17 protein-coding genes are annotated in these 19,686 nt (G+C 73.7%); 11 read left to right on the forward strand and 6 right to left on the reverse strand.

Annotated features, from left to right (window positions below; translation table 11 throughout):
• Positions 1-3: 3 nt before the first annotated feature.
• On the reverse strand, positions 4-681 hold the full coding sequence (locus tag ACKTSN_RS05880) for a TetR/AcrR family transcriptional regulator (protein ID WP_409468101.1): 678 nt from the start codon (positions 679-681) through the stop codon (positions 4-6).
• Positions 682-776: 95 nt separating this feature from the next.
• A complete protein-coding gene (locus ACKTSN_RS05885; RefSeq protein WP_409468102.1) occupies positions 777-1,502 on the reverse strand; it encodes a 4'-phosphopantetheinyl transferase family protein in 726 nt (241 codons plus the stop codon).
• A 235-nt stretch (positions 1,503-1,737) separates the two neighbouring features.
• Here ACKTSN_RS05885 and ACKTSN_RS05890 point away from each other — a divergent pair, with 235 nt between their 5' ends.
• The 9 genes from ACKTSN_RS05890 to ACKTSN_RS05930 are packed head-to-tail and all read left to right on the forward strand — an operon-like array spanning position 1,738 to position 12,283.
• Positions 1,738-3,552, forward strand: coding sequence for a fatty acyl-AMP ligase (locus ACKTSN_RS05890; protein WP_409468103.1), 1,815 nt, complete (start codon positions 1,738-1,740; stop codon positions 3,550-3,552).
• A 29-nt stretch (positions 3,553-3,581) separates the two neighbouring features.
• Entirely contained in the window at positions 3,582-3,890 is a 309-nt protein-coding gene (locus ACKTSN_RS05895; RefSeq protein WP_409468104.1) for an acyl carrier protein, read from the forward strand.
• Positions 3,887-6,961, forward strand: coding sequence for a type I polyketide synthase (locus tag ACKTSN_RS05900; RefSeq protein ID WP_409468105.1), 3,075 nt, complete (start codon positions 3,887-3,889; stop codon positions 6,959-6,961). The genes ACKTSN_RS05895 and ACKTSN_RS05900 overlap by 4 nt, the downstream gene beginning before the upstream one ends.
• Complete coding sequence (locus tag ACKTSN_RS05905) at positions 6,958-7,983, forward strand: 3-oxoacyl-ACP synthase III family protein (protein ID WP_409468106.1); 1,026 nt, start codon at positions 6,958-6,960, stop codon at positions 7,981-7,983. The genes ACKTSN_RS05900 and ACKTSN_RS05905 overlap by 4 nt, the downstream gene beginning before the upstream one ends.
• Positions 7,980-9,932 (forward strand): HAD-IIIC family phosphatase, encoded by a 1,953-nt coding sequence (locus ACKTSN_RS05910; protein ID WP_409468107.1) that lies wholly within the window; start codon positions 7,980-7,982, stop codon positions 9,930-9,932. Before ACKTSN_RS05905 ends, ACKTSN_RS05910 begins: the two co-directional genes overlap by 4 nt.
• Positions 9,932-10,171 (forward strand): phosphopantetheine-binding protein, encoded by a 240-nt coding sequence (locus ACKTSN_RS05915; protein ID WP_129802917.1) that lies wholly within the window; start codon positions 9,932-9,934, stop codon positions 10,169-10,171. The genes ACKTSN_RS05910 and ACKTSN_RS05915 overlap by 1 nt, the downstream gene beginning before the upstream one ends.
• A complete protein-coding gene (locus tag ACKTSN_RS05920; RefSeq protein WP_409468108.1) occupies positions 10,168-10,374 on the forward strand; it encodes a hypothetical protein in 207 nt (68 codons plus the stop codon). Before ACKTSN_RS05915 ends, ACKTSN_RS05920 begins: the two co-directional genes overlap by 4 nt.
• Positions 10,371-11,480 (forward strand): alpha/beta fold hydrolase, encoded by a 1,110-nt coding sequence (locus ACKTSN_RS05925; protein WP_409468109.1) that lies wholly within the window; start codon positions 10,371-10,373, stop codon positions 11,478-11,480. Before ACKTSN_RS05920 ends, ACKTSN_RS05925 begins: the two co-directional genes overlap by 4 nt.
• Positions 11,477-12,283, forward strand: coding sequence for a thioesterase II family protein (locus ACKTSN_RS05930; RefSeq protein WP_409468110.1), 807 nt, complete (start codon positions 11,477-11,479; stop codon positions 12,281-12,283). The genes ACKTSN_RS05925 and ACKTSN_RS05930 overlap by 4 nt, the downstream gene beginning before the upstream one ends.
• Here ACKTSN_RS05930 and ACKTSN_RS05935 read toward each other — a convergent pair.
• The 4 genes from ACKTSN_RS05935 to ACKTSN_RS05950 are packed head-to-tail and all read right to left on the reverse strand — an operon-like array spanning position 12,222 to position 17,791.
• Positions 12,222-13,100, reverse strand: a complete 879-nt coding sequence (locus tag ACKTSN_RS05935; RefSeq protein WP_409468111.1) for an MBL fold metallo-hydrolase — start codon at positions 13,098-13,100, stop codon at positions 12,222-12,224. The two genes, ACKTSN_RS05930 and ACKTSN_RS05935, sit on opposite strands and share 62 nt — an antisense overlap.
• Positions 13,101-13,125: 25 nt before the next feature.
• Complete coding sequence (locus ACKTSN_RS05940; protein ID WP_409468112.1) at positions 13,126-15,045, reverse strand: AMP-binding protein; 1,920 nt, start codon at positions 15,043-15,045, stop codon at positions 13,126-13,128.
• Complete coding sequence (locus ACKTSN_RS05945) at positions 15,042-16,220, reverse strand: thiolase family protein (RefSeq protein ID WP_409468113.1); 1,179 nt, start codon at positions 16,218-16,220, stop codon at positions 15,042-15,044. Before ACKTSN_RS05945 ends, ACKTSN_RS05940 begins: the two co-directional genes overlap by 4 nt.
• A 5-nt stretch (positions 16,221-16,225) precedes the next feature.
• On the reverse strand, positions 16,226-17,791 hold the full coding sequence (locus tag ACKTSN_RS05950; protein ID WP_409468114.1) for an MFS transporter: 1,566 nt from the start codon (positions 17,789-17,791) through the stop codon (positions 16,226-16,228).
• A gap of 184 nt (positions 17,792-17,975) precedes the next feature.
• Between ACKTSN_RS05950 and ACKTSN_RS05955 the strand changes: the two genes are divergently transcribed.
• Positions 17,976-18,608, forward strand: a complete 633-nt coding sequence (locus ACKTSN_RS05955) for a TetR/AcrR family transcriptional regulator (RefSeq protein WP_409468115.1) — start codon at positions 17,976-17,978, stop codon at positions 18,606-18,608.
• A 112-nt stretch (positions 18,609-18,720) separates the two neighbouring features.
• Positions 18,721-19,671 carry a DUF3068 domain-containing protein gene (locus tag ACKTSN_RS05960; RefSeq protein ID WP_409468116.1) on the forward strand — a complete coding sequence of 317 codons (951 nt, stop codon included), beginning with the start codon at positions 18,721-18,723 and terminating at the stop codon, positions 19,669-19,671.
• Positions 19,672-19,686: the final 15 nt, after the last annotated feature.

The raw sequence follows: 19,686 nt of genomic DNA on the forward strand, positions 1-19,686 counted from the left end.
TCCTTACGGTGGCGGCAGGTGCTCCGGTGCCGTGCCGGGCCCCGACCCGGCACGGTTCGCGCGGGTTCCGTTCAGGAACGTGTCGACGATCGACTCGGCGAACGCCGCGGATTCCACGGGGCGTTGCCGCAGGATCAGGCGGGCGGCCATCGGTCCGGTGAGGATCTCGACGGCGTCGTCCAGGTCGAGGCCGGCGCGCAGTTCGCCGCTGTCGACGCCCTCCCGCAGGGCCTCGACCAGGGCCTCGCGCCGCGCCGCGACGACGGTGTCCTCGAACCGTTCGACCAGGTGCGGGCGGCGTACCGCCTCGCCGAGGAGGCTGCCGATCAGCCGGTGCAGCTGGGTGTCCTGGCCGCGGTGGCGCAGCTGGTCGACGAGCGTCACCAGCTTGTCCCGCAGGGGCAGTCCGTCCAGCTGCGGCACGGGCAGGTCGAGGGTGCCCAGCGCGGCCAGCACCAGCTCTTCCTTGTTGCGCCAGCGGCGGTAGATGGTCGCGCGGGCGACGCGGGCCCGCTGGGCGACCAGGTCCATGGACAGGTCGCCGAAGCTGCATCCCTCGCTGAGCAGGCCCAGGGTGCTGTCCAGGATCGCCCGGTCGGCGGCGGGATCACGCTGACGACCGCCGCGGGGAGTGCGCACCGGTGCGGCCGCCGGCTGTCGGGCGTGGGGCGGCTTGCGCATCGGACCTCCGTGGGGTGGTGAGCCGACTGCCCTTTCCCAGCTGTGTGTTCGACGCTAGACCTGACGGTCAATCGAGTCAATGGTGTATCGATACATCATTGACTCGATTGCTGCGCTCGCCTCTGCGGTCCCAGCGCACTGGCGACGAGGAACCGCTCGACACCGTCGCAGCGCAGCCGCCACTCGGCCGAGATCCGACCCAGAACCCAGCCCTCGCCGTGGGGTTCGGGCCGTGGACGCAGCAGCGTGAAGTCGTACGCGAGGCCCACACCGAGCGCCTTCGCGTACGCCTCCTTCAGCGTCCACAGGCGCACGAGCCGGGCGTTGCGCTCACCGGAGGGCAGTTCGCGCAGCTCCGCGAGCTCCTCCGCGTGGCAGAACCGCTCGGCGAGCCCCGGCGCCAGCAGCGGGCGGTGCCGGGCCTCCACGTCCACGCCGATCCGGCGGCCGAGGGCCACTCCGACCACCAGCACCCCGGCCGTGTGGCTGATGCCCGCGTCCAGCCCCGCGGGCTCGTGCACCACCGGCCGGCCCCACCCGTCGCGCCCCAGCCGGACCCGGTCCGGTGCCACGCCGGACACGGCGGCCACCGCGCGGCGCAGCAACAGCCGGGAGCCCAACAGCCGGGCCCGTGCGGCGGGTTCCCGCATCGTCAGATACCGGGGCCAGTCGGCACCGAGGAGTCCGGGCGCGGACGGCCCTGCGGCCGCCCGCGCCCAGTCGTCCAACCGGCCGTGGCAGACCACGAACCCGTCCCTCAGCGCAGTCTCCCGCACCGCGTACCACGCATCGTTCCCCGGCGTCAGTCCGATGGGCGCCATGACGAACTCCTCTCCGCAGGCACCGCATGCCGGCACGGATCGTGCCCTTCCGTACACACACCGTTGTACCGGCCGGTGCGCCTGCCGTCCGCCCAACCCCCCAGCCATGACGTGCGCACCAATTTTCGCTTTACGTCGCCTTTTCACGGCGCCTAAAGCCTGGCCGCACGGATGGCACCCGGTGCCGCCCGAAGGTCTCATCCCGCACCGGTCACCGACCGCGAAAGGACAGCCAGTGCCGCACCAGCTTCAGCACCGAACGCTGACGGACGCCGTACGCGACGGCGTGCACCGTCACCCCGAACGCACCGCATTCGTGTACCTGCACGAGGACGGCCCGGACCTGCGGCCGGAGGAGCTCAGCTACGCCGAACTGGACCGGCGGGCCCGCGTGGTGGCCACCCGGCTGCGCGAGGCCGCCAAGGGCGATCCGACGCGTCCGGTCCTGCTGCTCTACCCGCCGACCCTGGACTTCGTCACGGCGTTCATCGGCTGCTTCTACGCCGGGCGTACGGCGATCCCGGCGCCGCTGCCCGACGAGCCCGGCGAACGGCTGGCCCGGGTCAGCAGCATCCTGCGGGACGCCGAGGTGGGGGCGGTGCTGACGCTCCCCGAGTACCGGCAGGCCATCGGCGCCTGGCTGACCGCCACCGGAATCCCGGACGTGGCGTGCCTGTCGACCGGCGCGGAGGACGACGCGGGCGTGGACGCCGGCCTGTGGGTCCCACCCGCGGTGCGCGACACCGACGTGGCCTTCCTGCAGTACAGCTCCGGCTCCACCAGCGAGCCCAAGGGCGTCATGGTCACGCACGCCAATCTCGCCGCCAACGAGGAGGCCATCCGCACGGCCATGCGCACCCCGGACGGCGTGGTGACCGGCAGCTGGCTGCCGCTCTACCACGACATGGGGCTGATCGGCATGACGCTGCAACCGCTGTGGGTCGGCGGGACCAGCGTGCAGATGTCGCCGGTCTCCTTCATCAAACAGCCCCACCGCTGGCTGCGCATGATCCACGACTACCGGGTGGAGGGCACCGCCTCCCCCGACTTCGGCTACGAACTGTGCGTCCGCCGTGTCACCGAGGAGCAGTCCGCCGGCCTCGACCTCTCCAGCCTGCGGGTGGCGCTGAACGGGGCCGAGCCGGTGCGGGCCGGGACCCTGCGCGCGTTCGTGCAGCGCTTCGCCGGGCACGGGCTGCGCCCCGAGGTCGTGCTGCCCTCCTACGGGCTGGCCGAGAACACCCTGCTGGTCTCCAGCGGCGACACCGAGGCGCCGCACCTGGAACTCACCGTCGACGCCCATGCGTTGGAGCGGGACGAGCTGCGGCCCGCGCGCAGCGACCGGGCGGGCCGCACCCTCGTGGGCTGCGGCCGGCCGACGGACACCGAGGCACTGATCGTGGACCCGGTGAGCCTGGAGGTGCTGCCCGACGGGCGGGTCGGCGAGATCTGGCTGCGCGGCCCGTCGGTGGCCGCCGGCTACTGGAACCGGCCCGAACTGACCGCGCAGACCTTCCGGGCCGAGACGGCGGACGGCCGCAGCGGGTACTTCCGCACCGGCGACCTCGGCGCCCTGCTCGACGGGGAGCTCTACGTCACCGGCCGCATCAAGGAGATGCTCATCCAGCACGGCCGCAACCTCTACCCGCAGGACATCGAGCAGACGGTCCAGGACTCGGGTGAGGCGTTCCGACGCGGCGGCGGCGCCGTGTTCACCGTGGCCGACCGGGCCGACGGCCGCTCGCACGTGGTCGTGGTGCAGGAACTGCGCTCCCGCGCCGCCGTCGACACCGACCTGCCCCAACTGGCCGCTTCCGTCCAGGCGTTGCTCAGCCGGCGGTTCCAGCTGGCCGGCGTGAGCGTGGTGCTGGTGCGTCAGGGGGTGATCCGCAAGACCACCAGCGGCAAGACACAGCGCACGCTCATGCGGCAGCTCTTCCTCGACGGTGCGCTGCCGGTACTGCACCAGCGCCTGCAGCGCCCGGTCGCCGACCTGCTCCCCGCGACCGACGTGACGCCCGAGCCGGCAGCCGCGTCCCCCCGCCCCTGACCCCCGCGATCCGAAGAGAGACGTACGCCATGAGCATTGCCCACGACACCCGTACCGCCCCTGTGGAACACCCCCTGCACCCGGACCACGCCCCCGGCCTGGAAGTATGGCTGGCCGAACGCGTCGCCTTCCATCTGCACAGGTCCCCCGACGAGATCGACCCGGACACCCCGCTCGCCGACTACGGCATCGACTCGGTCGCGGCGATCAGCATCTGCGGCGAGATCGAGGAGCGGTTCCGGATCGCCGTCTCCCCGACGATCGCGTACGACTTCCCGACGGTGCACGCCATCAGCGACCACCTGGCCGAGCGGCTGGCCGCCAAGGACGCGCGATGACGGAAACGATCGCCACGCCCCCCGCGCGCGAGCCGATCGCCGTCGTCGGCCTCGACTGCCGCTTCCCCGGTGCCCGCGACTCCCAGGAATACTGGTCGCTGCTCATGGACGGCCGGGACGGCACCGGCCGGGTCCCCGAGCAGCGCTGGGACGCCGACCGCTATCACGCCGCCGTGCCGTCCTCCCCCGGCAGCACGTCGGAGAAGCGGGTGCCCGGCCGGACCAACACCGTGCGCGGCGGCTTCATCCAGGACCCCGACGCCTTCGACCCCGGCTTCTTCGGGATCGCCCCGCGGGAGGCGCAGGCCATGGACCCGCAGCAGCGGCTGCTGCTCCAGAGCTCCTGGCGGGCCCTCGAGGACGCCGCCGTCGCGCCGCAGGACCTGGCCGGGACCGACACCGGCGTGTTCGTCGGGGTGATGGCCAACGAGTGGGCGTATCTGCAACTCGCCGACTACGACCGGATCACCGCCCGCTACGGCTCCGGCAACGGCTACTTCATGGGCGCCAACCGCGTCTCGTACCACCTCGACCTCAAGGGCCCGAGCCTCGCCGTGGACACGGCCTGCTCCTCGTCCCTCGTCGCCGTGCACCTCGCGATGAGCGCGCTGCGCTCGGGAGAGTCCGACTACGCGCTGGCGGCCGGCACCAACCTGATCATGACGCCGGTCATCAACATCTTCTACGCCCAGGCCGGCCTCTCGGCGCCCGACGGCCGCTGCAAGCCGTTCAGCGCCCTGGCCGACGGCATCGGACGGGCCGAGGGCGTGGCCGTGCTGGTGCTGCGCCGGCTGAGCGACGCACTGGCGGACCGTCAGCCGGTGTACGCGGTGCTGAAGGAGACCGGCACCAACCAGGACGGGCGCAGCAACGGCATCACCGCGCCCAACCGCTGGGCGCAGCAACGGCTGATCGAGTCGGTGTGGCAGCGGGCCGGCGTGACCGCCGACGACATCCGGTTCGTCGAGGCGCACGGCACCGGCACCCTGCTCGGCGACTTCATCGAGGCGCAGGCCCTCGGCGAGCTGACCAGCGGGCGCAGCGGCGGCAGCGTCGCGCTGGGCTCGGTCAAGAGCAACTTCGGGCACGCGGAGGGCGCGGCCGGGATCGCCGGGCTGATCAAGGCCGTCCTCGCCCTGCACCACCGCACGGTGCCGCCGAGCCGGTTCGCCCACGAGGAGAACCCGAAGCTGGACCTGCCCGGCCGCAGGCTGACCCTGCTGAAGTCGCCGCTGCGGCTGCCGTCGGGCACCGTGCACGCCGCGGTCAGCAGCTTCGGCATGGGCGGCAGCAACGCGCACGCGGTGCTGGCGTCCGCGCCCCGCGCGGTCCACCGCGGCCGGCCCGGCGCACCGGGGGTGTTCACCGTCTCCGCCCGGACCCCCGAGCGGCTGCGCGCCAATCTGCTGGCGCAGGCCGACGCCCTGGCCCGCCGCCCGGAGAACCAGCTGGCGCAGCTGTGCTGGACCAGCAACCGCGTCAAGTCCCGGCTGCCGCACCGGTCGGCCGTGGCGGCCGGCGATCTGCCCACGCTGGTGGCGGAGTTACGCACGGCTGCGGAGCGCGCCGAGGAGGCGCCGCGGGTGGACCCGGGGCGGCGGTCGGTGGGGTCGGTGGCGTTCGCCTTCACCGGTCAGGGCGCCCAGCACCCTCGTATGACCGCGTCCTGGTACCGGTCGTGCCCCGCGTACGCACGCCACCTCGACGACATCGACAAGGAGCTCACCCCGCACACCGGGCGGTCGGTGCGCGACCTGGTGCTCGACGGCGATCCGGAACTGCACCGGGCGCGCTTCGCCCAGCCGGCGCTGTTCGCGGTGGGGTACGCGATGGCGGTGACCCTCGCCGAGGGCGGGATCAGGCCGTCGTACGTCATCGGGCACAGCATCGGCGAGTTCGCCGCCGCCTGCGTGGCCGGGGCGCTGGACGTGGCCGACGCTGCGCGGCTGGTGGCCCGGCGCGGGGCGCTGATGGAGTCGCTGCCCGAGGACGGCGGGATGCTCGCGGTGGGCCTGGACGCCGCGGAGGCCGAGGCGCTGCTGGTGGGGCGGCAACGCCTCGGTCTGGCCGCCGTCAACGGCCCGCACGCCACGGTGATCGCCGGGGACCTCGACGAACTGGCCCAGGTCGAACGGGAGTTGAGCGAGCGGAAGGTGACCGCGCGGCGGCTCACCGTGTCCCACGCCTTCCACTCGCCGCTGATGCGGCCGGTGGTGGAGGAGTTCCGCGCGGAGTGCCGGGACGTGCCCGCCCGGCGCCCGCTGCTCCCGGTGTTCTCGACGGTGTACGGCCGTGAGCTGACCGGCGAGGAGACCATGGACGCCGACTACTGGGCCCGGCAGATCACCGCGCCGGTGCGGTTCGCTCAGGCCGCCGGTGCCCTGCTGGCCGGCGGGGTCACCCACGTGGTGGAGATCGGACCGCGCTCCGTACTCACCCCGCTGCTGGCCCGGCTGACGACGGACGGCGGGCATCCGACGAGCCTGCACGCCGCGCACCCCGGAGAGCACGCGCCGGGCCACCGGCCGCAGCAACTGCTGGGCGAGCTGTGGTGCGCCGGGCTCGCCCCTCAGTGGGACGTGCTCTACGACGAGGCGGACCGGGTGCCGCGCCGGCTGCCGCCGTATGTGTTCGACGACTCGTTCCGGGCCTGGCACTCCGGCGCCGCACCCGGCCTTCCCGAACTGTCCGCGCCGCACGTCCCCTCTGGCGCGGACACCACCGCGGTGCCGAGTGGCGCGGACCGCGGTGCACCGTGCCCGCCGGCCCCGGCGGAGGACCTGCCGGACTCCCTCGCCGAACTGACACGCCGTCTGGTGTGCCGGGTCGGCGGGCACGACCCGGGCCATGTGCACGACCACTCCCGGCTGCACGAGGACCTGGGCTTCGACTCGATCCGCGTCATGGAGCTGAAGGCACGCATCGAGAACGCGCTGCCGCGGCTCGGCGAGCTGCCGGTCGAGGACCTGCTCGCCAGTCTGCGCACCGTGGGCGACCTCGTCCGCTACCTGCGGTCCCTGCACCTCACCGACGCCCCCGTACCCGCAGCCCCGGAAGGAACCCACCGATGACCGCCCCCACCGCCTACCTGGCCTCGGTCGGCACCTGCCTGCCCGGCGACCCGGTGGACAACACGACCCTGGCCAAGCTCGTCGGCGTCGACGAGAGCTGGGCCGACATGTTCATCGGCAACGCCGGCCGGCACTTCGCCGTCGACCTGGCGACCGGTCAGGTCCGGCACACTCTCGCCGACATCGCGGCGACCGCCGCCGACCGGGCGCTGGCCGAGGCCGCACTCGAGCCCTACGACATCGACTGCGTCGTGATGGGCACCGCCACCCCCGACCAGCTGATGCCGGCCACCGTGAACCTGGTGGCGGACCGGCTCGGCATCGACAACGTCCCCACCTACCAGCTCCAGTCCGGCTGCGCGGGAGCCGTGCAGGCCCTGGACGTGGCCCGCACCCTGCTGCTCGCCGGGCGCTGCCGCACCGTGCTGGTGATCGGCGGCGACGTGTGCGCCAAGCACCTGGAGACCGACTTCGACCCGGGCAGCCGCACCTCCGCCGAGCTCGTGAACTACGTGCTGTTCGGCGACGGGGCCGGCGCGGCCGTGCTCAGCGCCGAGCCCGTCGGCGGTGCGGGCATCGAGATCCGCCAGGTGCTCAACCGGCTGGTGGGCCTGGGCCGGGAGCCCGGCCAGGTCATCGACTGGTTCGGGCTCGGCGACCGGCACAGCGACCGCACCGCCGTCTCCGAGGACTACAAGGCGATCGAGGAGACGGTGCCCGCGCTGGCCCAGCAGATGTTCTGGGAGCTCCTGGAGGACCTGGGCTGGGCCGCCGACGACGTGGACTTCCTGCTGCCCCCGCAGCTGTCCGGCCGGATGAGCGACCGCATCTCCGCCGAGATGCCCGCCCCGGACGCCCGCCGGATCAACGTGGTGCGACACGTCGGCAACAACGGCAACGCCCTGCCGTTCCTCCAGCTCGCCGAGTTGCTGCGGCAGTGGGAGGGGCCCGGGCGGGCCGTCGCGGTCGCGGTCGAGTCCAGCAAGTGGATCAAGTCGGGTATCGCCCTGGAGCGGTCATGACGCAGACCGAGACACACCTGGAGAGCACCGTCGGCCCCGGCGCCTGGCACGACCCCGGGGCGCTGCGCACCCTGCGCATCCTGCACCGGTCGGGCAAGCTCGCCGCCGAGTACCGGGCCGTCCCGGGCCTGCTGTCGCGCATGCCGCAGGCCGACCTCCCGGCCGCCGGGCAGCTGCTGTCCCGGCTCGACCCGACGGAGGTACGGCGGCACGCACCCGACGTGCCGGTGGTGTCCGTCGCCGTCACGGGGCACTCGACGGTGGCCCCGGTGGTCGCGCCGCTCACCGCCGAACTGGCCCGGCACGGGCTGCTGTTGGAGCCGAAGGTCGCGCCCTACGGGGCGTACGTACAGGACCTGATGCGCCCCTCGGACGAGGCGCTGCCACAGCTCACGCTCTGCCTGCTCGACGCGTACACCGTCTTCGACGACGTCACCGTGCCATGGCGGGCGGAGGACGTCGAGGCCGCGGCGCGGGCGAAGCTGTCGCTGCTCGCGGGTGCCGTGCGCGCCCATCAGGAGGCGGGGCGCGGGCTGCTCGTCCTCAACACGGTGCCGCTGCTGCGCCGGTTCACCCACCAGCTGGTCGACCTGCGTTCCCGGGCCCGGCTCGGCGCGGTGTGGCGGGAGTTCAACCGGGGGCTGCTGTCGCTCGCCGACCAGCATCCCTCAGTGGTCACCGTCGACCTCGATCCGCTGGTCGGCGAGGGTGTGCCCGCCCGCGAGCCGCGCACCGCGCAGTACGCCCGGGCCCGGCTGTCCGACCCGCTGCTGGCCGCCTACGCCCGGGAGGCCGCCCACGTCGTACGGGCTCGCCTCGGCCGCACCCGCAAGGTGCTGGTGCTCGACCTGGACGGGACGCTGTGGGGCGGGGTGCTCGGCGAGGCCGGGCCGCACGGCATCGAGCTCGGCGCGGGGCTGCGCGGCGAGGCCTTCCAGGACTTCCAGCGCACGGTGCGGCAACTCGGCTCGCAGGGCGTGCTGCTCGCCGTCAGCAGCAAGAACGACGACGGCCCGGTGCGCGAGGTGCTCAAGGGGCACCCGGCCATGGTGCTGCGCGAGGACGACTTCGTGCGCGTCAACGCCAACTGGAAGGCCAAGCACGACAATCTGCGGGACATCGCCGACCGGCTCGGTCTCGGCCTGGACAGCTTCGTCTTCGTCGACGACAGCCTCTTCGAGTGCGGGCTGGTCGCGGAGCGGCTGCCCGACGTGGCCGTGGTCCCGGTCGACGAGGAGCCGGCCCTGCACCCGTCGGCGCTGCTGGCGGACGGCTGGTTCGACCTGTTCGAGCTGACCGAGGCCGATCTGGAGCGGGCGGGCCGCTACCGCACCGAGGCGCTGCGGCAGGAGTTCCGCGAGGACGTCGGCTCCTACCAGGACTACCTCGAAGGGCTCGGTATCGAGGTGATCCTGCGCCCGCCGGACGAGTCCGAGCTCGCCCGGGTCTCCCAGCTCACCCTGCGCACCAACCAGTTCCACCTGGCCACCGAGCGCCTCCAGGTGCCGCAGGTCGCCGACTGGACGGCGCATCCCGGCCGGCATGTGATCGCGGTCCGGGCCCTCGACCGGTTCGGCGACCACGGGCTGATCGGCGCGCTGTTCCTGCGGCGCGAGGGCGAGTTGCTGCGCATCGACAACTTCGTGCTGAGCTGCCGGGTGTTCTCCCGGGGCATCGAGAGTGCCTGCGTGGCGGCGGTGCTGGACTTCGCCCGGTCCACCGGGGCGAGCGCCGTGACGGGCCGCTACCTGCCCTCGCCGCGCAACTCCGCCTTCTCCTCCTTCTACGCCGACCACGGCTTCGCCGTCCTGGGCGGCGACGGGGACGACCCGGACGCCGTCCACTTCCGGCACGACCTCGCGACCGTCGCCCCGGCCCCCGCCCATCTGCGGCTGGACGCGGCGTTCGGACCCTTCGACGCGGCAACCGACGGACACGGAGACAAGTGATGACCACGGCACTCGCCGACCCCACGGAGTTCCGCATCCTCCTCGAGGAGGAACTCGGCCTGCACGTCGACGCCGACGACCTCGACCGGCCGCTGGACGACTTCCCCGACTGGGACTCGGTCCTGCTGCTGAGGCTGGTGACCGTCGTGGAGAGCCTCGCCGGACGGCGGATCCCGGTGGCGGACCTGCTGCAGGCGCGTACGTTCCGGCAGTTGTACGAGGCGGTGGCGGGCCGATGACCGCGCCGCCCGAGCCGGACCCCGAACCCTGTCTGCGGTTCCACGCCCTGTTCCTCGACACCCAGCTGGACATCTTCTGCCCGCCCGGCCTCGCGCGGCTTCTCGCGGGCCGCGGGCGCGAGAAGCCGCCGGCCGGCGATCCCCCACCCCTGCCGGACAAGGAGCCGGAGGACATCCCGGCAGAGAAAGGAGCGGTCCGATGATCCCCCTGGCCGAGCTGCGCAGGTTCGCCCTCCCGCACGCGCACGCCCAGGGCGTCCCCCCGGACGTCCTGCACCGAGTGCTGCACCACCTGAGCGACGACGCCAAGGACGAGGGTCCCGGTGCCTGGACCCACGCCTGGTCATCGCTCGCGGTGGCGGCCGAGGCCCGCGGCCGGAACCTGGACGCCGTCCGCTACTACGCCATGGCCCGCTTCCCCTACGTCGACGGCCCGGAGCGGAGCGCGGCGCAGGACGCCTGCGTGGCGGCCTTCGACCGCTGGCGCAAACGCGTCGGCGGGATCACCCGGCTCGACCTGCCCTTCGACGACACGGGCTTCGCCTGCTGGGCCGCCGGCCTGTCGCAGCACCGACGGCTGCCGCTGATCCTCGTCGTCGGCGGCATCACCGGCACCAAGGAGCAGTGGGCGCCGGTCCTGGCCGAGGCCGACCGGCTGGGCGCCGCCGTCGTGGTGACGGAGCTGCCCGGTGTCGGCGAGAACGCCCTCCCCTACGGAACGGACAGCACCCGCATGCTGAAGTACCTCGTCGGTCTGCTCGGCCGCGCCGCCGACACCACCCGCACCTGCGTCGTGGGCCTCAGCTTCGGCGGGCACCTGGCGCTGCGGCACGCCCTGGCGGACGATCGTGTCCGGGGCCTGGCCACCGTCGGCGCACCGGTCCGGGACTTCTTCGTGCGCGCCGCGCAGGGCACTCCGCTGCCGCAGCTGGTGAGCCTGACCCTGTCCCACGTCACCCGCACCCCGCCGGCCCGGCTTCCGGCCGCGCTCGCCGACTGGGGCCTGGCCGAGGACGAACTCGCTCGGCTGCGCATCCCGGTCGCCTGTGCGGTGAGCCGCGACGACGAGATCGCGCCGTACTCCGACGCGGAGTTGCTCCAGCGGAGCGTGCCGCAGCTGCGGCTGGTCGAGAACGACGTGCTGGGCGGCGCGCCCGAGCGGGCGGCCGAGACCCGGCTGTGGCTGCTGGCGCAGGCGCTGCGGATGGCCGGTACGGCAGGTGGCGTGCGGCGGGCCGCGTCCGCCCGGGCCCGGGTCCTCAGGGCACGTCACCGCCTCGCCCGTACGTCGGCGGGAGCCCCCGTATGACCACCAGTGCTCCGGCGTCCTGCCTCGGCCGGGAGCCCCGGGCGGATGCTCGGCTGCGGCTGTTCTGCTTCCATCACGCGGGCGGCGGGGCCTCCTTCTTCGCCTCCTGGCCCGCCCGCGTACCGCCCGAAGTGGACGTTCTGCCGGTGCAGTTGCCCGGCCGCGAGGCCCGCCTGCGCGAGCGCCGCTTCCAGGACGCCGGCGAGGTGGTCGAGGCCCTCGACCGCGACCTCGGGTCCCTGCTCGACGAGGGGCCCTGGGCGGCGTACGGGCACAGCATGGGCGCGCTGCTGGCCTTCGCGCTGGCGGCGGCCCGGCTGCGGGTCGGCGCCCGTGGCCCCGAGGCGCTCTTCCTCGGGGCGTACGCGGCGCCGCACCGCACGCCCACGCTGCCGGCGCCCGACCGGTACGACGACGGTGAACTGGCCCGCCTGCTGGTGGACTTCGGCGGGCTCGCCCCGCAGTTCCTGGACCGGGAGGACTGGCTGCGGGCGCTGCTGCCGGTCGTACGGGACGATCTGCGGATCTGCGCCAGCCATCGGCGGGCGCGGCTGCCGGACCCGGACGACGAACGGGCCCGGCTGCCGCTGGACGTGGAGGCCTTCGCCGGCACCGACGACCCGCTGGTCGACGCGGAGGCGGTACGGGCCTGGGCGTGGTACGCGCGCGGCTTCCGCCTCACCACCGTCCCCGGCGGTCACTTCTTCCCCCGCGAGGCGCCCGTGCCGTTCTTCGACCGGCTCAACCGCTCCCTGGCTCGGCTCCTTGCCGCGCAGGGCCTACCACGCGCGGAACCCGGCTGATCCGCCGCTCGATGTCGTCGGCGTTCTTCGCGTACAGCGCGCGCTGCTCCTCCACGCCCGGCATGACCCACAGCGGGCGTGCGGAGCCGTCGGCGAAGGCGAGGCCCTGCGTGTCGGGGCGCAGCCCGGTGAGGGTGAGTGCGAAGGACTCCAGGTAGTCGATGCCGCCGTTCGCGGTGAGCCGGAACGGCCGGTCGTGGCCCGGGTAGATCAGGTCGGACACGGCCAGCACCCGGTCGATGCTGCGGGCGGCGGCGTCGGAGTCCCAGAAGACCAGCGGGTTGCGCCGGGTGCGGGCGACGTACGCGAAGTGCAGGGCGTCGCCGGTGATGGTGGCGCGGCCCGCCTCGGTCTCCACGACGACGCCGATGCTGCCCGGCGAGTGCCCGGGCAGGGCGATCACGGACACCCCGGGGATGATCTCCTCGCCGTCCGACACCTCGCGGACGGGCAGTTGCTCCAGCAGCAGCCCGGTCCAGGAGGGCGTGGCCCAGTCGTTGGCGTGCGGGGTGTGGGCGTAGCGGCGCTCGTCGGGGTGGAGGACGAGGGTGGCGTGCGGGAACAGGTCGATGTTCTGTACGTGGTCCCAGTGGGCGTGGGTGAGGACGACGGTGTCGATGTCGTCGGCGGTCAGGCCGTGGGCGGCGAGCGCATCCCACAGGAAGGGACGGCGGCCGACGTGGGCGGCGTCGACGAGGAGGGTGCGGGGCCGTCCGGCGGCGTCCGGGCCGCGGACCAGGAACACCCCGCAGAAGGCGGGGTAGCCCTGGTCGGTGTCGATGGCGAAGCCGGGCAGGAGGATGTCGATCGTCGGCATGGAACTCCCTTGGAGGCGGGGCTGTTCACGGACGGTGGTCGGGTGTGCCGGGTACGGCCGTGCGGATCGCGTCGAGGCTCGCGGGGTTGACGAGCGTGGACAGATCGCCGGGCTCCTCGCCGGTGACCAGGGCGCGGACCAGGCGCCGCATCACCTTGCCGTTGCGGGTCCTGGGCAGCTCGGGCACGGCGACGACCCGGCCGGGCCGGAACGCGGGTCCCAGCGCGGCGGCGACCCGCTCGCGGATCCGCTCGGCGTCCGCCGCGTCGAGGGTCCGGCCGGGCGCGGGAACCGTGAAGCACCACAGGGCCTCGCCCGAGACGGGGTGCGGTATCCCGACGGCGGCGGCCTCGGCGACGGCCGGGTCGCCGAGGACGGCGTCCTCCACTTCGGCGGGTCCGAGGCGCTTGCCGGCCACCTTCATGACGTCGTCGAGGCGGCCGTGCACGAACCACTCGTCCCCCGACCGCGACACCAGATCGCCGTGGGACCAGCGCCCCGGCCTGCGCCCGAAGTAGGCATCGGCGAACCGCTCCCGCGCCTGCCACAGCCCCCGGGTCATCCCCGGCCACGAACGCCGTACGACCAGCTCTCCGAGCCGCCCCTCGTCCACCTCGGCACCGGCCTCGTCCTCGATGGCCGCGTCGATGCCGAGACACGGTCCCGCGAAGCCGCACGGCGACTGGGGCACGGTGGGCGCGGAGGCGAGCAGGGAGCCGCCGACCTCGGTGCCGCCGCAGATGTTGATCACCGGGCAGCGTTTGCCGCCGAACTCGGCGGAGTACCAGCGCCACGCCTCCTCGGTCCACGGCTCCCCCGTCGAGCCGAGGACCCGCACGGAGGGGGGCGCGGCCGGATGCCGTGAGCCATGTGCCATCAGCATCCGGGACAGACTGGGCGAGCTGCCGAAGACGGTGACGTCGTGCTCGTCGAGCAGCCGCCACAGGCGTGTCACGTCCGGGTGGTCGATCGCGCCCTCGTACGCCAGGACGCAGGCACCGGCGAGGGTGGCGCCGATCGCGACGAGCGGGAACATGATCCAGCCCGGGTCGGTCACCCAGAACACCACGTCGCCCGGCCGGAGATCGAGGTTGTAGCGGGTCTCGCTGCCGACCTGTGCGGGGAAGCCGCCGTGGGTGTGGACCGCGCCCTTGGGGCGGCCGGTGGTGCCGGAGGTGTGCAGCAGGAGGAAGGGGGCGGCCGCGGAGAGGGATTCGGTTCCGACGGGTTCGGCGGCGGCCAGCCGCTCCCAGCCGCCCGATCCGTCGGCCATGACGACGAGTTGACGTACGCTCGGCGCCCCGGCCATGGCCGTGCGCGCCACCGCCTCCAGGTCGTACCGGTGTCCGCGCCGGAGGGTGGAGCGTGCGGTCACCAGCACCCGGGCGCCGGCGTCGACGAGCCGGAGCGCGATCGCCTCGGCGCCGAAGCCGGAGAAGAGCGGCACGAGGATCGCGCCGATGCGCGCGCAGGCGAAGAGCAGGACGAAGGCATGGGGACCGGGGGGCAGACAGCCGGCCACCCGGTCCCCTCTCCCCACCCCGAGCTCACGCAGCCCGCCGGCCACCCGGGCGCTGTACGCGGCGACCTCTTCGTACGAGAGGGTCCCGAGCGTCCCGTCCTCGCGTTCCCAGCGCAGGGCGGGCGCCTGCCCGCGGTCCTGCCGGAGGTGGCGTTCCAGGCAGGAGTCGACGAGGTTGGTGCGCCCGCCCGGGAACCACCGGGTGAACGCGATGCCGCCCGAGTCGTCGTACATACGCTGCGGGCGCACATGCCAGACGATGCCGATGTCCGGCAGGGCCCGCTCCCAGAACCACTCGGGGTCGGCCGCGGACCGGGTCTGGAGTGTGCGGTAGCCGCCGTCGACGCCGTGCCGGCGGCAGAAGGCGGCGATGTTGCCGTGCTCGGTGAACTCCGGTGTCGGGTACCAGGCGTACGCGTTCATCGGGCCCCGTTCTCGATCAGCGCGGCGATGGCCTGCCCGCCGCCGATGCACAGGGCGATCACGCCGAACCGGCCGCCGGTGCGGCGCAGTTCGTGGGCCGCCTTGAGCAGCAGCACCGTGCCGGTGGCGCCGATGGGATGGCCGAGGGCGATGGCCCCGCCGTTGGGGTTGACCCGGTCCGGGTCGAGTTTGAGGGTGTCCGTCACGGCCAGTACCTGGGCCGCGAACGCCTCGTTGAGCTCGATCACGTCGATGTCGTCGAGGGTGAGGTCGTTGCGCTGGAGCAGGGCGCGGATCGCGTCGGCGGGGGCGACACCCATGATCTCCGGCTCCAGCGCGGTGACGACCGCGTCGAGCAGCCGGCACAGCGGGGCGGCGCCGCGCTCCAGGTCGCCGGCGCGCATCAGCAGCACGGCGGCGGCGCCGTCGTTGATGCCCGCGGAGTTGCCGGCGGTGATCGTGCCGTCCTGTGCGAAGACGGTGGGCAGGGCGGCGAGTTTCTCCACCGTCGTGCGGGGCCGGGGGTGTTCGTCGCGCTCGACGATGCCGTCCGGAGTGGCGACGGGCACGATCTGCGCGTCGAACCGCCCCGCCGCCACGGCCGCGGCCGCCCGGCGCTGGCTCTCGGCGGCCCAGCGGTCCTGGCGTTCGCGGGAGATGCCGTACCGGCCCGCGACCACCTCGCCGGTCATGCCCATCGGGTAGTGGCCGAAGGGGTCGGTGACCAGGGAGACGGTGCCGTCGATGGCCGGCTCTCCGGGCAGTTCGTCGCGGGCGCGTTCGCTGTAGTCGAGCCGCGGCTGACGGGTCATCGACTCGTTGCCGCCCGCCACGATCACATCGGCGACACCGAGGGCGAGGCTCTGCGCGGCCGACCAGACCGCCTGGAGTCCGGATCCGCACAGCCGGTTGACATTGTGGGCGGTGACCCGCACGGGCAGGCCCGCGCTCAGCGCGGCACGCCGGGCGTTGAACGCCTCGGGGCCGACCTGGCCCACACAGCCGAGGACGACCTCGTCGACGGCGCCGAGCTGCAGCCCGGCACGGACGACGGCCTCGCGGATGACAAGGGCGCCGAGCCGGTGGGCGGGGGCCGAGCTCAGCGCGCCCTGGTACCGGCCGATCGGGGTGCGGGCCCCGTTGACGACGGCGATGTCTAAAGGCATCGGGGACATCGGTTTCACTCCTCGGGACTCGTGCGGGTGAGCGCCGGGCGCAGGGTCCGGGCGTCCCGGTCGGGGCGAATCAGCAGCGCGGCGAGCAGGGCGCCGCCGATCAGCAGGCAGGCGGCCAGGTCGAAGGCCCGGCCGTAGCCGACGGTCTCGTTCGGCGCGGCGTCGATGATCCGGCCGGTGACGTAGGGGGCGAGCAGGCTGGAGAGGGCGGCGAGGGCGTACGACAGTCCGAGGGCGGCGCTGCGCCGGGCGGGCGGGCAGATGTCGGCGATCGCCGCGTTGGTGAGCGGGGTCTGACCATTGCCCGCGGAGAACGCCAGCACGAGCAGCGGCAGCAGGAGGGCGGTGGGACCGGCCCGGGTCGCGAGCAGCAGACAGAGCCCGGCCAGCAGCGGCAGCAGCGCGCCGAGCAGTCCCTGCGCGACCCGGGCGGTCACCCCCCTCCGCAGCAGCCGGTGCGCGACGGCGCCGGCGGTGAGGACCAGGACAGCCATCGACAAGGCGGGCAGCCCGACGATCGCACCGACCTCCGCGTCACTGAACCCCGCCTGCTCCTCCAGATAGAGCGGCAGCCAGGCGAAGCCCAGGGCGAGCGTCCACATGACGGCAAAGGTGGAGAGGGTGGCGCCGAGCCAGGTACCGGTGGTGACGATGCGCCAGAAGGGGACGCGGGGGGTTTCTGACGGGGCGCCAACGGAGCGTGGGGGTGGGGGTGGGATGTGTGGTGCGTCGGGTGGTGGTGTGGGGGCGGACGGCGGGGCGTCGGCGAGTGGTGCGGGCCGGAGATCGGCGGCGCGTTGGGCGGGCACGGTGGGCGGTGCGGAGCCGCGGGCGACGGTGCGCGGATCAGCGTCCGCGGGCGCACAGCCGCCGGCGACGGCGGGCGGATCGCCCTCCGTCGGCGCACAGCCGCGGCCGGCGGCCGGCGGATCGTCGTCCGTGGCTGCCGGGCCGAGCCGTGCTGTGTACGGGCCGCCGCCACCCAGTCGCAGCCACGCGGCCGTCCACATCACCCCCACGGCCCCGAGCAGTCCGAACACGGCGCGCCAGCCGACGGTGTCGCTGACCAGGATGACCAGCGGCGCCGCCAGCACGGTGCCGCCCGCGCCGCCGGCGACGACGACTGCCGAGGGAAGGGCGCGCCGTTTCTCCGGGAACCAGGTGAACGCGGTGTAGTTGGCGAGCGGATAGCCCGGCCCCTCACCCGCCCCGAGCACCACCCGGGTGGCGACGAGCGCGCCGAATCCGGCGGCGGGGAGGAGGATCGGCAGCTGAGCCGCCGCCCACACGAGGGCGAGCACGGCGAGCAGGGGCCGGGGGTGGATGCGGTCGCCCAGGAAGCCGACCGAGACTGCGGAGAGGCTGAAGAGCAGATAGAAGCTGCTGGCGATGGTGCCGAACTCGGTGGCGGTGAGCCCGAGATCGTCCTTGATGGGCCCCGCGGTCAGCCCGAGGACGGCCTTGTCGGCGGCGTTGATCACGATGAACAGGGCCAGCAGGACGAGGACGGTCCGGGCGCGGGGCCCGGTGCCGTCGGACGCGGCGGGCTCGGTGCGGGCCTCGACGGTCATGCCGGGGCCGGCCGTTCGTCGTGCCGGTCGAAGAGGAACTTCATCCGGGCCCCCTTTGCCCCGAACAGACCCCCATGCTCCGAACAGAGCTCGGCGGAACGGAACAGGTCCGTTCCGTCTGGCCGGGAACGTACACCCGCCCGGAACGGAACGCAACCGTTCCGTCCGGTGTTAACCTCCCGCAGTGGACTCGACCAGGGACTCGACCGGCAGAAGCGCACTGGACCCCCGCAGGCCCACCGGCTCCGCGGCGCTCCGGGAGTCGGTGACGGAGACGATCCGGCGGGCGGTGTTCGAGGAGCTGGCCGAGACCGGGTACGCCCGGATGTCGATGGAGGCCGTCACCCGCCGGGCCCGCGTCGGCAAGGCCGCCCTCTACCGCCGCTGGCCCACGAAGGAGGCCATGGTGGTGGAGCTGGTCTCCGAGGCCGCCGCCGCCCACCTGCCGGCGACGGCCGACTCAGGTTCACTGCCCGCCGACGTCGAGCGTTTCGTCCGCGACACGATGGCCGACCTGCGCCATCCCTTGGTCGGCCGGATCGTCCCGGACCTCGTCGCCGAGTCGGCCCGCAACCCGTCCCTGCGCGACGCGCTGCACGAGGCGGTCCTCGCGCCCCGGCGTGCCGCGGTGGCGACCATCCTGCGGCAGGCGGTGGACCGCGGTGAGCTGCCGGCGGACATCGACATGGGCCTGGCCGTCGACCTCTTCGGCGCCCCGCTGTACTTCAGGATGCTGGCGGTCGGCGGCCCCACCGACGACGCCTACGTCACCCGCCTCACCCACGCCGTGCTGGCGGCCCTCGCCGCGAGCCGGTAGCCGGCGGGCGCCGACCGGCCCGACGAACAGCCCGGTTTTGTCACGCGGATGCGTAGACGCACCGTACGGCAAGCACCTACGGTCTCCGGGCAGCCAAGCCCTGGAGTACCGGATGCGCCGTAGCTCCTCGCCCCTCGCCCTGCTCCTGCTGGGCCCGGGTGTCTTCCTGCTGGTCCTCGCGCCCATGCTCGCGTGGTACGTCAAGCCGCGCGCGGCCGTGAACCCGGTCGACATCGATGTGACCGCGGTCTACACGGGCATGGGCAGCTACTTCGACGTCGACGAGGCCGAGACGCTGCGCGAGAAGCGGATCACGGTCACGCAGCGGGTACGCGGCGACGTCGGTGACAGCGACCGCAGCGGCCGGGCGGTGTGGGACGTGGTCACCACGGTCGACACGGACAAGTCGCTGCCGGCCGCCGATCCGCATGACGCGCTGGACTTCTCCACCGCCCGCTGGGTCACCGACCGCCGGACCAACCGGCCGGCGCACTGCTGCCGGGAGCAGCCGTACCACGAGGGCGAGGCCTACCTGAAGTTCCCCTTCGACGTGCAGAAACGCTCGTACCGCTGGTGGGACAGCCAGCTCGGCGGGGCGGTCACCCTCTCCTACCGGGGCACCGAGAAGATCCGCGGCTACCAGGGGTACGTCTTCACGGGCACCGTTCCGCCGACAAAGATCGGTACCCGTCAGGTCCCGGGGGCCCTGGTCGGCCGGCCCGAGGCGGCGCAGGTGTTCGCCGAGGAGTGGTACTCCAACCGCGGCATCAAGCTGGTCGTCGACCAGGCCACCGGCCGTGTCCTCTCCGCCCAGCTGGGCCCCCGCCAGACCCTGCGCGCCCCGGGCGGCACCAAGGACGCCGTGGTGCTCCTGGACGTGCCGAAGCTGAGCCACACCCCGGCCACGCAGGAGTTCGCGGTCGGCAAGGCCGAGGAGGACAGCGTGCGGCTGCGCGCGGTCGGGCGGACCGTGCCGATCGGTGCGGCCGCGGCGGGGTTCGTCCTCGCGGCCGCGGGGGGTGTGCTGCTGGTACGCGGGCGGGCGCGGCCCGAGGACGGGTGACGCGCGCGTCGCAGA

Source organism: Streptomyces flavusporus, from assembly GCF_046267975.1.
Classification (GTDB): Bacteria; Actinomycetota; Actinomycetes; order Streptomycetales; family Streptomycetaceae; genus Streptomyces; species Streptomyces flavusporus.

Bases quoted from the DNA above. Each gene is read 5' to 3' on its own strand.
- ACKTSN_RS05885 (WP_409468102.1), bottom strand. From the start codon at position 1,502: ATGGCGCCCATCGGACTGACGCCGGGGAACGATGCGTGGTACGCGGTG.
- ACKTSN_RS05915 (WP_129802917.1), top strand. From the start codon at position 9,932: ATGACCACGGCACTCGCCGACCCCACGGAGTTCCGCATCCTCCTCGAG.
- ACKTSN_RS05895 (WP_409468104.1), top strand. From the start codon at position 3,582: ATGAGCATTGCCCACGACACCCGTACCGCCCCTGTGGAACACCCCCTG.
- ACKTSN_RS05905 (WP_409468106.1), top strand. From the start codon at position 6,958: ATGACCGCCCCCACCGCCTACCTGGCCTCGGTCGGCACCTGCCTGCCC.
- ACKTSN_RS05950 (WP_409468114.1), bottom strand. From the start codon at position 17,791: ATGACCGTCGAGGCCCGCACCGAGCCCGCCGCGTCCGACGGCACCGGG.
- ACKTSN_RS05925 (WP_409468109.1), top strand. From the start codon at position 10,371: ATGATCCCCCTGGCCGAGCTGCGCAGGTTCGCCCTCCCGCACGCGCAC.
- ACKTSN_RS05930 (WP_409468110.1), top strand. From the start codon at position 11,477: ATGACCACCAGTGCTCCGGCGTCCTGCCTCGGCCGGGAGCCCCGGGCG.
- ACKTSN_RS05900 (WP_409468105.1), top strand. From the start codon at position 3,887: ATGACGGAAACGATCGCCACGCCCCCCGCGCGCGAGCCGATCGCCGTC.
- ACKTSN_RS05940 (WP_409468112.1), bottom strand. From the start codon at position 15,045: ATGAACGCGTACGCCTGGTACCCGACACCGGAGTTCACCGAGCACGGC.
- ACKTSN_RS05945 (WP_409468113.1), bottom strand. From the start codon at position 16,220: ATGTCCCCGATGCCTTTAGACATCGCCGTCGTCAACGGGGCCCGCACC.
- ACKTSN_RS05935 (WP_409468111.1), bottom strand. From the start codon at position 13,100: ATGCCGACGATCGACATCCTCCTGCCCGGCTTCGCCATCGACACCGAC.
- ACKTSN_RS05910 (WP_409468107.1), top strand. From the start codon at position 7,980: ATGACGCAGACCGAGACACACCTGGAGAGCACCGTCGGCCCCGGCGCC.
- ACKTSN_RS05960 (WP_409468116.1), top strand. From the start codon at position 18,721: ATGCGCCGTAGCTCCTCGCCCCTCGCCCTGCTCCTGCTGGGCCCGGGT.
- ACKTSN_RS05920 (WP_409468108.1), top strand. From the start codon at position 10,168: ATGACCGCGCCGCCCGAGCCGGACCCCGAACCCTGTCTGCGGTTCCAC.
- ACKTSN_RS05880 (WP_409468101.1), bottom strand. From the start codon at position 681: ATGCGCAAGCCGCCCCACGCCCGACAGCCGGCGGCCGCACCGGTGCGC.